Origin of the sequence: Nocardiopsis quinghaiensis (genome assembly GCF_008638365.1) — a bacterium.
In the GTDB taxonomy this organism is placed as follows: Bacteria; Actinomycetota; Actinomycetes; order Streptosporangiales; family Streptosporangiaceae; genus Nocardiopsis; species Nocardiopsis quinghaiensis.
On record NZ_VWVU01000002.1, the window covers coordinates 115,593 to 128,053 of the forward strand.

Below are 12,461 nucleotides of genomic sequence, written 5' to 3' on the forward strand. Positions count from 1 at the left end.
GCCGGAGGGGGGCGGCACTTGATTCGTCCGTTTCGGGAATGGGTGTCCGGCGCAGCGCACGGAGACGCGTCCGGGTGCCACCGCGCGCGGTGGCCTCGGCGACACCGTCGTTCCCGGATCGCGACCACCAGGTTACCCGCACCCGGGGAGGTGCCTCACCTCACAGGAGCATGTCCGGGACCAGTGTGAACGCCCGGTGTCACCGGGGTGGCCGGCAGCGGTCGCGCAGCGCCCGTGGCCCGGCCTGGCGCCGGGCCACGGAGGGTCAGCCGAAGAGCTTGACCGGATTGAACAGGTCGGCCACCAGGAGGACCACGCTGAACACCAGGAAGCAGGCCACCACGACGTAGGCCACCGGTGTCAGCATCGCCACGTCCACCGGAGCGGGCTCGGGGCGGCGGAACAGCCTGGCCCAGCCGCGCTTGGCCCACTCCCAGAAGGCACCGGCCATGTGCCCGCCGTCCAGCGGCAGGATCGGCAGCATGTTGAAGGCGAACAGGAAGAGGTTCACCCCGGCCAGGATCTGGAGCATGATCGCGGCGGTGTCCGCCACGGGCAGCCCCTGGGCCATGATCTCGCCGCCGATGCGGGAGATGCCGACGATGCCCACCGGGGAGTCCTGTGTGCGCTCCTCGCCCAGGAATGCGGCGGCGAACACCTCGGGGACCTTGCTGGGCAGGGAGATGAGCGCGTCGAAGACACCGACCATCATGCCGCCCATCTCCGCGGCGGACTCGCCGAGGGTGAGCGGAGCGCGCTCGGTGGCGAAGACGATGCCGAGGAAGCCCACGGTCTCGGTCTCGTAGGTCCGGTAGCCCTGCTCGTCGTAGACGTAGTCGCCGTCGGCGTCGGTCTCGTAGAGGATCTCGCCCTCGGCGTCGCGGGCCGGAAGCTCGTTCTCCACGATGCCGACGTCCAGCGGCAGGCGCTCGCCGTCGCGCTCGACCACGATCTCGGTGCTGCCCAGGGACTCGCGGATCTGCTGGTTGGCGGCGTTCCAGTCCGGGGTGGGCTCGCCGTCGATCGCGACGATGACGTCGCCGGGCTGGATCCCCGCCTCGGCGGCCGGGGTGGGCGGCGCGTCCTCGCAGTCGGTGACGGCGCTGCCGGCGGGGACCACGCACTCGCTGACCTGGCCGATCTGGGTGGTGCTCTGGGGAACGCCGATGCCCATGAACAGCACGCCGAGCAGGATCGCGGCCAGGATGACGTTCATGCCGGGTCCGGCGAACATCACGATGAGCCGCTTCCACGGCGCCCGCTGGTAGAACTGCCGGTCCTCGTCCTCGGGGGAGAGTTCGACGTAGGAGGCCTCACGGGCGTCCTCGGCCATGGCCCGCCAGCGGGAGAGCTTGCGGGAGCCGCCGTCGGAGGCCTGCCGTGCGGGCGGGAGCATGCCGACCATGCGTACGAACCCGCCCAGCGGGATCGCCTTGACGCCGTACTCGGTCTCACCCCTGCGGACGGACCACAGGGTCCTGCCGAAACCCACCATGAACTCGGTGCACTTGATCCCGAACATCTTGGCCGTGGACATGTGCCCCAGCTCGTGCCAGGCGATCGAGAACAGCAGGCCGAAGACGAACAGGACGATCCCGACCACGGTCATCAGAGCGACCATGCATCTCTCCTCAAGGCGGTGTCAGACCCGGCGCGCCAACAGCTCGCGCGCGCGCGAGCGGGCCCAGGTGTCAGCGGCGTACACGTCATCCAGGCTCAGTCCCCCGCCGTGGTGGGACGCTCCCCCGGGACGGTCTGTTCGCTGGTGCTCCGAGACTACCCGGGAGACGGTGTCCATGATCGCCGGAAACGCGAGGTTTCCCCGAAGGAAGGCGTCGACCGCCTCCTCGTTGGCCGCGTTGTAGACCGCGGGCGCCGTCCCGCCCGCCGCGCCGACCTCACAGGCCAGGCGGACGGCGGGGAAGGCCTCGTGGTCCAGGGGTTCGAAGGTCCAGGTCTGGGCACGGGTCCAGTCCATGCCGGGTGCGGCGTCGGGCACCCTGTCGGGCGCACCGAGGCCGTAGGCGATGGGGATCATCATGCTGGGCGGGCTGGCCTTGGCGATGGTGGAACCGTCCACGTACTCGACCATGGAGTGGACGATCGACTGCGGGTGGACCACCACGTCGATCCGGTCGAAGGGCACGTCGAACAGCAGGTTGGCCTCGATGACCTCCAGCCCCTTGTTGACCAGGGTGGCGGAGTTGACGGTGATGACGGGCCCCATGCTCCAGGTGGGGTGGTTGAGGGCGTCGGCCGGGGTGACGGAGGCCAACTCGTCCCGCCCCCTGCCGCGGAAGGGACCGCCGCTGGCGGTGACGACGAGGCGGCGCACCTCGTCGCGGCGGGCGTGCACGTGGCCCTGGGCGGGACTGGCGAGTTCGTCCTCGGGCAGGTGGGGGAAGCACTGGGCGATGGCGAAGTGCTCGGAGTCGACGGGGAGGATCTGGCCCGGCCGGGCCAGGTCGCGCACGAGCGGCCCGCCGATGATGAGGGACTCCTTGTTGGCCAGGGCGAGGGTGCTCCCGGCGCGCAGCGCGGCGAGGGTGGACTCCAGGCCCAGGGCGCCGGTGATGCCGTTGAGGACGACGTCGCACTCGCTCCCGGCGAGTTCGGCGACCCCGTCGGGTCCGGCCAGGACGGTGGCACGGCTGCCGTGTTCGGCCAGGGAGCGCGAGAGTTCGGCGGCACGGCCGGGGTCGGCGACGGCGACCAGCGCGACGTCGAGTTCGGCGGCCTGCTTGGCGAGCAGGTCCGCGCGCCCGCCGCCCGCCGCCAGACCCACCACGCGGAAGCGGTGGGGGTTGCGCTGGACGATGTCGATGGCCTGGGTTCCGATCGAGCCGGTGGAACCGAGGATCGCTACTGTTCGCTGCTGTTCTTCTCGCACGGTTCCATTGTTCCGCACCGGGGAAGCCGCGCGGGAGGAGGCCGCGTCGGGGATGGCGGGGAGGCGCCCGCTCCTCCCTGGGCGTACGGGAGGAAGGGGCGGGGAAGTCCGCCCGGCGGGTCTCACCGGGATCCCCCGGCCTCCGGAAAGAAGGGGGCGCGCCTCCGGATGTCACCGGGTCTTTACAACCGGTGTCCGGTGATCTAACTTAACCGGTGAGTAAGTTGACCCACGGTTAAGCGACCCCCCTGTCCCACTCCCCGCCGGTCCGACCAGCACCGGCCCCCTCCCGATGGCGAGACGGCGCGACGACCCATCGGTCCCCCCTCCCCGCCGGCCCCGAGGTCCCCCACCATGCGCCATGCCAGGAAAGCCCCCGCTCCTCCCGGATCCGGACCCCCCTCCGCGGCGAACGGGCCCGGATCCGGGCTCCGCACCTCCGCACGTCTCCTGCCCCGCCTGCTGTCCTGCGTCCTCGCGGCCGTGGTCGCCGCGGCGACGCTCTCCCCGGCACCGGCCGCCGCCGTCAGCGCCACCATCAGCTACGAGACCGTCGTCAGCCATGACGGCACCGAGCTGAGGGCCAAGGTCATCACCCCCACCGGTGTGGAGGGCCCGCACCCGCTGCTGGTCATGCCCTCGGCCTGGGGCACACCACACCTCCTCTACGTCGGCGCCGCCGCCAAGCTGGCGCACGAGTCCGGCTACCAGGTCGTCGCCTACACCTCGCGCGGCTTCTGGGACTCCGGTGGCGGGATCGGGGTCGCCGGCCCCGAGGACCGCGCCGACGCCAGCGCCGTCATCGACTGGGCCCTGGAGAACACCGACGCCGACCCCGAACGCATCGGCATGGCCGGGATCTCCTACGGCGGCGGCATCAGCCTGCTGACCGCCGCCGAGGACGACCGGGTCCGGGCCGTGGCCTCGCTGAGCGGCTGGGCCGACCTGGCCACCTCCCTGTATCCCAACGGAACCGTCGACACGCAGTCGGCCGAGCTCCTCCTGACGGCGGGCCACCTCACGGGCGATCCCGGCGAGGAACTGCGGGAGATCGGGCGCGAGTACCGGCGCGGCAATATCCAGCCCGCCCTGGATATTGCCGCCGACCGCTCGGCGGCCACCAAGGTCGACGCCCTCAACGCCAACGGCACGGCCGTGATGATGGCCCACGCCTGGAACGACGGCATCTTCCCCGTCGGCCACATCACCGACTTCTACGAGGAGTTGGAGGTCCCCAAGCGGCTGATGCTCTCCCCCGGCGACCACGCCACACAGGAGCTGTTCGGTGCCGCCGGGCTGCCCGACGAGGTCTGGGAGGCCCTCGGCGACTGGTTCGACCACCACCTCCAGGGCCGGGGCAACGAGACGGACACCGGGGGTCCCGTGCACGTCAGGCCCAACAACGGACGCGGAGGGTGGACCTCGCACGCCGACTGGCCGTCGGTGACCGGCGACACCGAGCGGTACCACCTGGCCAGGCCGAGCACCGACTGGTTCCGCTGGCGTGCCAGCGGCGCCATGGGGCCCCAACCCTCCACCGGCTGGGGCTACGGCTTCCGGACCGGGATCGGCACCTCCGCCGAGAGCGGCACGGTGATGCTGTCCGGGGCTCTCCAGCAGTTCTTCGACGTTCCGACCGGAGTGCTGCTGCCGACGGTGGACCGCTACAGGGCGGCCGTGTGGACCGGCCCCGCCTACCCCGACGGGGCGCGCGTGGCGGGCACACCGGAGGTTTCGCTCACGCTCACGCCGACCGCGGGTGACCAGTCGGTGTACGTGTACCTGTACGCGCTCGACGGCGACGGGAGGGGCTCCCTGCTCTCGCACGCGCCCCACACCCTGCGGGACGCCGCCCCCGGTGAGCCCGTCACGGTGGACACCGAACTGGCCCCGGTGGTGTGGGACGTGCCCGCGGGGCACCGCCTGGCCGTGGTGGTGGACAGCCGGGACGCCCGCTACCGAAGCGAGAGCGACATCGGAGACCGGGTGCGCGTGACCTCCCCCGAGGGCGCGCCCGCACGGATCACGGTGCCGTTCGCCTGACCGGTGTCCGGGGCGCGCGCCAGCTCCCGCGGCGTCCGCCCCGGACACCTTCGGCCGCCTCCGGCGGAACCCCCGCGCCGGAGGCGGCCCTTTCTGCCCCTCAGATCCGCGACACAAACCTGAAGTAGCAGTATGGTTACTCTAAGTGTGCAAGGATCTGGTTATGACCTCGTCCACCACACACAAGATCCTCGCCCCCCTGGCCGCCGCGGCGGTCGCCCTGGGGGGCCTCGCCCTCGCCGACAAGCTCCCCGCACCCGCCTCCGCCGTCACCCAGGCCGTGCACACGGCGTACTCCCCCGGTACGGCCGTGGGCCGGGACCGTGAAGAGCTGTCGCACGTGGACGGGGTCTCCCACCAGGCGGCCGCGGTGACCGGTGACGCGAGCCAGGCCGTCCTGGACTACTGGACCGACGAGCGCATGGCCGCCGCCAAACCCATCACCAGCATGCTGGAGGGGGTCCTCCCGATGGCCGGGGACGGCCTGCTCCCCGACGGCGGGGTCGAGCACCAGTCCTCGCCGCGCTCCGACAGCAGGGGTGAGCGCTGGCCCGCGGACGGCCTGGTCACCAGGACCACCGGCAAGGTCTACCTGACCATGAACGGGCGCGACTTCACCTGTTCGGCGTCGGTCGTGGACGCCGCGAACAGGAGCACCCTGGTCACCGCCGGACACTGCGCCAAGGACGGCAGGGGGTCCTGGGCGCGCAACTGGACCTTCGTGCCCGCCTACTCGGCCGGGGACAGCCCGTACGGCAGGTTCACCGCCAGCGACATGCTGGTGTCGCCCGAGTGGTCGCGCCGGGCCGACGACAGCTACGACTTCGCCATGGTGGTGGTCAACACCGACGACGGCACGCCCGTCCAGGACCGGGTCGGCGCCCAGCGGATCGCGTTCGACTCCTGGACGGAGGACGGGGTGCGCGACGGGGTGCAGGTGTACGCGTTCGGGTACCCGTCGTCGTCGCCGTACGGGGGCAGGCACCTGCACTACTGCTCGGGCCGCACCACGCCCGACACCGGCGGCACCACCGCCAACGGGGTGCGCTGCGCCATGACCCAGGGCTCCAGCGGCGGCCCCTGGTTCACCGCCTTCGATCCCCGGACCGGCAGGGGGACGATCTCCTCGGTGATCAGCTTCAAGTACGCCGACGACCGCCACACCCAGTACGGCCCCCGGCTCGGCGAGCAGGCGCGCAAGCTCTACGACCGCGCTGCCCGGCTCTAGTCACTCGTCCCGGTGCGGCGGCGCCCTCTCCGGGCGCCGCCGGTTCGGGCCCGGAGGCGCCGGAGGTTCCCGCCTCCGGGGCCCGGACACGGGGCGGGGCGGAGCCCCGGAACAAGCACAGCTACAGGTCGATACCGGTGAGCACCAGGACCCGCTCGTAGCTCAGGTCGGTCATGGCGGCGCGCACGCCCTCCTTGCCCACGCCCGACCCCTTGACGCCGCCGTAGGGCATCTGGTCGGCACGGAAGCTGGGCACGTCGCCGATCACCACGCCGCCGACCTCCAGTTCCCGGTGGGCCCGGAACGCGGTGGGCAGGTCACGGGTGAACACGCCCGCCTGGAGTCCGAAGTCGCTGTCGTTGACCGCGGCGAAGGCCGCGTCGACGCCGGCCGCGCGCTGGAGGACCAGCACCGGGCCGAAGACCTCCTCGCGCACCACCCTGGCGTCGGCGGGCACGTCCGCGAGCACGGTCGGCGCCACCGTGACCCCCTCGCGGGTGCCGCCGGTCAGGAGCTCGGCCCCGGCGGTGACGGCCTCCTCGATCCACTCGGCGACGCGCTCGGCGGCGGCCTCCTCCACGAGCGGGCCCACGTCGGTGGCCGGATCCGCGGGGTCGCCCGTGCCGAGGGCCTCCACCCGCTCCACCAGGCGCGGCACGAACTCGTCGTAGACGGAGTCCTCGACGATGACGCGCTGCACGCCGATGCAGACCTGCCCCGCCTGGTTGTTGCCGAACAGCGCCACGCGCCGGGCCGCCCAGTCCAGGTCGGCGTCGGAGAGCACAACGGCCGCGGCGTTGCCGCCCAGCTCCAGGGTGACGTGCTTGCGCGGGGCCAGCTCGGGCAGCTTCCAGCCGAACGGGCCTCCGGTGAAGGAGATGACGGGCAGGCGCTCGTCGGTGATCAGCGAGGCGGCACGGTCGTTGGGCATGGGCAACACCGACACCATGCCGCCGGGCAGGTCCGTCTCGGCGATGATCCCGCCCAGGACCAGGGCGGTCATCGGGGTGGCGGGGGCGGGCTTGAGGATGATGGGGGCGCCGACGGCGAGCGCCGGGGCGACCTTGTGGGCGACCAGGTTGAGGGGGAAGTTGAACGGGGAGATGCCCAGGACCGGCCCCTTGGGAACGCGCCGGACCACGGCCATGCGCCCGGTACCGCCGGGGTCGGTGTCCAGGCGCTGGAGTTCTCCGCTGTCGCGGCGGGCCTCCTCGGCCGCCCAGCGGAACACGGACACGGCGCGTCCGGCCTCGGCCCGGGCCCACTTGATCGGCTTGCCGCTCTCGGCGGTGATGGTGCGGGCGATCTCCTCGGCGCGCTCGCCGATACGCCGTGAGACGTGGCCGAGGGCGTCGGCCCGAACATGGGCCGGCAGGGCGGCGGCCTCGGCGGCGACCGCGTGCGCGGCGGCCACGGCCTCCTCGACCTGCTCGACGGTGGGGACGGAGACCTTACCCGCGTCCTCGCCGGTGTAGGGGTTGACGACGGTGATCTCGGTGTCGCCGGTCGCGGCGGTGCCGGCCAGCCAGAACGGACGCGTAGACATGACCGTGACGCTAGTGCCCCCTTCCCTCCAGGCGCCTTGTCCAGGTTCGCCAATCCCCGCACGAGGATTGGCCACAGTGGAGTAACCACCATCGCGGGACGCCCTCCGCCGGGACGCCGACCCGCCCCGTAGACGGCCCCCTCCCCGGTCACGCGTCCGACGGGTACGGCGTGGCCGACGAAGTAGTACCTTGAGGACCACCAGTCCCCGGACCGGGCGCGCGAGCGCCCGGAGGGGCCGGGCCCGCGGTCACGCTCTCCGCGGAACCGACCTCCTGGCCGGGGATCTTTGGCCGACCGACTGGCGTCAGCGGGCTCCTTCGTTCAGAGTGGTCAGGAGGGCTCTGCCAGTGTGTTCGGCCGGACCCTCGGGTCCACCGCCGTCGACGGGAGCCCGGGAGTGCTCATTGCCGCTTGTCTATCGCACACTCGTCGCAGCCCCGGAACACGACGGCGATCTGGTCGCCGCCACCGCCACGGTCCTGTCCCGGTGGCTGAGCAAGCGCGGGAACTCGGGTGCGCGGGTGGACTTCGCGGCCTCGGGCCGCTTCGAACTGAGCAACCGCTCCCGCGCGCTGGTCGTCCGGCACGACAACCCCGATGAGGGACTGTCCTTCCTGCGGCTGACCACGGAGTCCGACAAGCCGGACGGGACATGGCGCACCATCGCCACCGTGGTCGTGGACCCCGAACTGTCCCCGTGGCAGTACGCGTGGATCGACATGACCGTGGACCCGGCCGCCTCCGCCCGGCTCGGCTCCGAGTCGCCCCGGTTGGACGTCATGCCGCCTGAGGCGGCCCGCATGCTCCTGGACGCCGTGAACGGCCACGACGGTGACCACCCGCTGCCGCCCACACCCAAGATCGTGCGCGGGCGCGACGACTCCCTCGTCGACACGCTCGTGGCCACGATCCGCGATCCCCGGCGGCGCATGGCGGTGGTGGCCACCGGCGCCCCCCGGGACGTCACCGTCGCCGACTGGCGGATCGCCATGGCCGGCGCCCTGTCCCGGTGTACCGGCATGTGCGCCGGGTACGTGCTCGACGCCGCCGCCCAGGAGCGTGTCGGCGCCCTCCTGCCCCGGATCCTGGACGTGCCGTCCGGCGGGGTGCGCACGTTCTTACCCCATGTGGACCTGCTCGACGAGGGGGACGCGGCGCGCCACCCCCGGATGAGCCCCACCACGCTCGACACCGCCCGCGACGGCGAGCGCATCCGCAACTGGGTGGGCTCCGCCCTGTCGCGGCGGGTACGCGACAACGCGCTGGACGTGTGCCTGCCCGATCCGCTCCAGGCTGTGGACGCCTTCCTGGGCGAGGAGACCGACGACGTACGACGAGCCCCGTGGGGCAGCGGTACGGCCGCCCGGTCCCGGGCGGCCGTGCCCGCGTCCAGGGGTTCGGCCGTCGTCCACCGCACGGCGCAGGGACCGGCCGACACCGCCTCCGCCCAGGAGCGCGAGGCGCTGGAACAGCAGGCCCAGCGGCTGCGCGAGGAGGTCACCCGGCTCGGCACGCGGATCAACGAGCTCTCCGAGGAGCGCCAGGGGCTCCTGGCCGAGACCGCCGACCTGGGCGAGGAGCTCGGCACCGCCCGGGAGCAGTTGCGCGCCGCCCGCTACGAGACCCGCTGGCTGCGCGAGCAGGCACGCGAGGCCGGGCTGTTCCGGCTGGCCGCCGCGCCCGCACCCCGCGACCCGCAACGGCGGCCGCCCGCGAGCGTGAGCGAGCTCCTGGAGCGCATCACCGACGACTCCGTGCTGCCGCACCTGTACTTCACCATCGAGGACCAGACGGTGTACGAGCTGTCCGACAGCCGCAAGGAGTCCCTGTGGGTCACCCGCGCCTGGGAGGCGCTGCTGGCCCTGAACGACTACGCCCGCTACCAGTTCGACAACCCGGGCAGCGGGCTGGGTTTCCACTCCTATCTGAGGGAGACGCCCGACGGGTACCAGGTGATCCCCGTCAAACGGCTGGCCTCCCAGGAGTCGGACTACGTGCGCAACCGGGGCAAGCTCAACGACAAGCGCCTCTTCCGGGTCCCCGAGGAGGTCGAGCCCAACGGACGGGTGCCCATGTACGCGCACATCAAGCTCGACATCGAGTACGGGATCTGCCCGAGGCTGTACTTCTACCCGCACCTGGGCCCGGGCACCACCAACCGCGTGTACATCGGCTACCTGGGCCGCCACCTGCCCGTACAGCAGTCGAACTGACTCCGCGTACCCTGGGCGCCGTGACGGGAACGAGCTCTCAGGCACCGACCGCCCTCGCCGAGGCGCTGTGGCGCGAGCGCGCCGACCAGCACGGGCGCCGCGTGGACGCGCTGGTCGCCGACCACCTGCGGCGCCGCAGGGAGGGTGCGCGCCACCCGGTGGAGGACTTCCTGTTCACCTACTACAACCTCAAGCCCGCCCAACTGCGGCGCTGGCACCCGGGTGTGGGAACGGTGCTGCTGGGCGGGGGCGCCCGCGCCCGCCTGGACGAGCGGTTCTACAAGGAGCTGCCCGGCGGGGCGGTGGGCCTGGACACCGGGGCGTTCCTGGCGGCCCGGCCGGTGCTGGACTTCGTGGAGCGTCTGCTGTCGTCGGTCGCCTCGCGCCCCGCCCACCTGGGCTGCTTCGGGTTGCACGAGTGGGCGATGGTGTACCGGACCGAGGAGGTGCGGCACGGACAGGTGCCGCTGCGGCTGGGCCACGAGGGCACCGACCGGGTGGTGGAGTCGCACCGGATCCGGTGCTCGCACTTCGACGCGTTCCGGTTCTTCACCGAGCCCGCGCGCCCGCGCAACACCCTGCGGCCCACGCGGGAGCGGCAGGCCGAGCTGGACCAGCCGGGGTGCCTGCACGCCAACATGGACCTGTACAAGTGGGCGTACAAGCTCGCCCCCGCGGTCCCCTCGGAGCTGGTGGTGGACTGCTTCGAGCTCTCGCGGGAGATCCGGACGCTGGACATGCGCGCCTCCCCCTACGACCTGACGGAGTGGGGGTACGAGCCGGTGCGCATCGAGACCGCCGGGGGCAAGGCCGCGTACATGGAGGCGCAGCAGGACTTCGCCGAACGCGGAGCGGTGCTGCGTGAGCGCCTGCTCGACGTGTGCCGGGCCCTACGCGCCGCCTGAGTGCCCGGCGGGAGCGGCGCGCGCACCGCGCCGCCCGGTGCCACCCCGTTCTCCGGCGGACGGGGACGAAGCCGCGGGAGGGACTACGGCACGGGCAGGCGGTGGCGGTTGGCGGACACCCAGCGGTAGGCGGCCCGGTTGAGCGCGCGCAGCAGCGGAAAGCGTGCCAGGCGGCCCAGCGGCCGGGTGAGGGGCCGCCCGTGGAGCAGGAGTTCGGCGACGGCGTCGCCGCCCGAGAAACGGCGTCCGTCCGCGTACACGAACCAGGCGCTGGCGTCGGTCTGCTCCGGGGTCAGGCCCACCGAGTCGAGGTCGAAGTCCTGCCAGGCCACGAAGCGGCTGCGCACGCGCAGCCGGTCGCGGGCGAGGACGACCGAACGCCTGCAGAAACCACAGTCCCGGTCGTACAGGAACGCCCCGGTGCCGGGGACGGTGTCCAGCGAAGGCCTCATGCCACCATCGTGCCCGGTGTCGGCTGGTTTCTCCCGGTCCTCCTCGGTGTTTCTCCGGCTCCGCCGGGAACGGGCGCTCCTCCCCGGTCCCACCTGGCACTCCGCGTCCCGGAGTGGGCAACCGCACAGCCGTCGTCGTGCGGGATCCGGTGCCCTCCGGCGGACGGGTGACCGCAACGGGGCCCGAGACCCCCGGGGCCCGGACACGCCGAAGGGGGCGGCCACGACCGTGACCACCCCCTCAGGACTCGCGGTTCCTACTCCTGCGCGCCGGCGTTCCTCCGCTTGCGGGTGAAGTAGACGGCCGCGCCACCACCGGCGACGGCGACGGCTCCGGCGGCCACCAGGGCGGTCAGGGCCGAGCCGGTCACGGGAAGGCTGGGAGCGGCCTCCTCGTCCTCGTCGGCCGGGGCCTTCTCTTCATCGGCCTCGGGGGCGTCGGGGCCGGTCGTCGGCTCGGGCCCGTCGGTCTCCTCGGGAACGGTCGGCTCGGCCGGGTCGGTCGGGTCCGTCGGATCGGTCGGGTCCGTCGGGTCGGGGGACTCGCCCGGGGTCTCCTCCTCGCCCGGAGGCGTGGTGGGCTCCTCGCCGGGGGTCTCCTCGGGAGCGGTCGGCTCCGGGTCCTCCGGCTCCTCCTCGCAGACGACCTTGAAGACCTTGTGCTTCTTGTTCTTGGTGTTCTGCCAGTAGAGCTTGTAGTGGCCGTTGGGAAGGTCGAGGACCTCCGTGCTGCCGTCACCCTCCTCGTCCAGGGTGATGGCGCCCTCCAGCACGGGCTCCTTCGACCAACCGCCGTTCTCCTCCTTCACCTTGATCTCCCAGGTGGCCTCCTGGGCACTGTCGAAGTTGAAGGCGTTGAGCTGGAAGTCGCAGACCTTGGGCTCGTGCTTCCGCTCTTCGTCGGGGGTCCCCGGCTTGTGGACCTTGACGGTTCCGTTGTCGCCGGGAGGGTTGGGGCTGGCGAACGCCGCGGAGGTGCCGCCGAGAACGGTGCCCGCGACCAGGGCGGCACCGAGCAGGAGACGGGCACCGAGCGCGCCCGTACCAGGATTGGGGGACAAGGGGACTCCTGATTTGTAGAGATGCCCGCGGGAGCAGAGCGGGCTCATGTTGAAGCGCGAGTCAAACTTATCTTCCTTCCCCGCTCCCCGCAGCGGTACACACATCACAGATCGCCAAAGA

9 protein-coding genes are annotated in these 12,461 nt (G+C 72.3%); 4 read left to right on the forward strand and 5 right to left on the reverse strand.

The annotated features are described in order from the left end of the window. Window positions 1–265 precede the first annotated feature (265 nt). Window positions 266–1,621 carry a M50 family metallopeptidase gene (locus FYX01_RS07410; protein ID WP_150238916.1) on the reverse strand — a complete coding sequence of 452 codons (1,356 nt, stop codon included), beginning with the start codon at window positions 1,619–1,621 and terminating at the stop codon, window positions 266–268. A 21-nt stretch (window positions 1,622–1,642) separates the two neighbouring features. After that, window positions 1,643–2,890: a 1-deoxy-D-xylulose-5-phosphate reductoisomerase gene (gene dxr, locus FYX01_RS07415; RefSeq protein WP_150238918.1), complete on the reverse strand. Its 1,248-nt coding sequence runs from the start codon at window positions 2,888–2,890 to the stop codon at window positions 1,643–1,645. 354 nt (window positions 2,891–3,244) lie between these two features. Here dxr and FYX01_RS07420 point away from each other — a divergent pair, with 354 nt between their 5' ends. Together FYX01_RS07420 and FYX01_RS07425 are read left to right on the forward strand one after the other, a co-directional pair. Continuing rightward, a complete protein-coding gene (locus FYX01_RS07420; RefSeq protein ID WP_150238920.1) occupies window positions 3,245–4,933 on the forward strand; it encodes an alpha/beta fold hydrolase in 1,689 nt (562 codons plus the stop codon). Window positions 4,934–5,096: 163 nt separating this feature from the next. Further along, window positions 5,097–6,161 (forward strand): trypsin-like serine peptidase, encoded by a 1,065-nt coding sequence (locus FYX01_RS07425; RefSeq protein WP_150238922.1) that lies wholly within the window; start codon window positions 5,097–5,099, stop codon window positions 6,159–6,161. A 121-nt stretch (window positions 6,162–6,282) separates the two neighbouring features. Here the strand turns inward: FYX01_RS07425 and FYX01_RS07430 are convergent, their stop codons facing one another. Continuing rightward, a complete protein-coding gene (locus tag FYX01_RS07430) occupies window positions 6,283–7,707 on the reverse strand; it encodes an aldehyde dehydrogenase family protein (RefSeq protein WP_150238924.1) in 1,425 nt (474 codons plus the stop codon). Between the two features lie 406 nt (window positions 7,708–8,113). On the opposite strand from FYX01_RS07430, the gene FYX01_RS07435 reads away from it, so the two are divergent. After that, window positions 8,114–9,922, forward strand: a complete 1,809-nt coding sequence (locus FYX01_RS07435) for a coiled-coil domain-containing protein (RefSeq protein WP_150238925.1) — start codon at window positions 8,114–8,116, stop codon at window positions 9,920–9,922. Window positions 9,923–9,933: 11 nt separating this feature from the next. Beyond that, window positions 9,934–10,827 carry a 3-methyladenine DNA glycosylase gene (locus FYX01_RS07440; RefSeq protein ID WP_394350442.1) on the forward strand — a complete coding sequence of 298 codons (894 nt, stop codon included), beginning with the start codon at window positions 9,934–9,936 and terminating at the stop codon, window positions 10,825–10,827. An 83-nt stretch (window positions 10,828–10,910) separates the two neighbouring features. Here FYX01_RS07440 and FYX01_RS07445 read toward each other — a convergent pair whose 3' ends face one another. After that, on the reverse strand, window positions 10,911–11,279 hold the full coding sequence (locus FYX01_RS07445; protein WP_150238929.1) for a thiol-disulfide oxidoreductase DCC family protein: 369 nt from the start codon (window positions 11,277–11,279) through the stop codon (window positions 10,911–10,913). Window positions 11,280–11,536: 257 nt separating this feature from the next. Continuing rightward, window positions 11,537–12,340 (reverse strand): LPXTG cell wall anchor domain-containing protein, encoded by an 804-nt coding sequence (locus tag FYX01_RS07450; RefSeq protein WP_150238931.1) that lies wholly within the window; start codon window positions 12,338–12,340, stop codon window positions 11,537–11,539. Window positions 12,341–12,461 lie beyond the last annotated feature (121 nt).

Coding starts and splice junctions, on each gene's coding strand:
- FYX01_RS07410 (WP_150238916.1), bottom strand. CDS start 1,621: ATGGTCGCTCTGATGACCGTGGTCGGGATCGTCCTGTTCGTCTTCGGC.
- FYX01_RS07420 (WP_150238920.1), top strand. CDS start 3,245: ATGCGCCATGCCAGGAAAGCCCCCGCTCCTCCCGGATCCGGACCCCCC.
- FYX01_RS07425 (WP_150238922.1), top strand. CDS start 5,097: ATGACCTCGTCCACCACACACAAGATCCTCGCCCCCCTGGCCGCCGCG.
- FYX01_RS07430 (WP_150238924.1), bottom strand. CDS start 7,707: ATGTCTACGCGTCCGTTCTGGCTGGCCGGCACCGCCGCGACCGGCGAC.
- FYX01_RS07445 (WP_150238929.1), bottom strand. CDS start 11,279: ATGAGGCCTTCGCTGGACACCGTCCCCGGCACCGGGGCGTTCCTGTAC.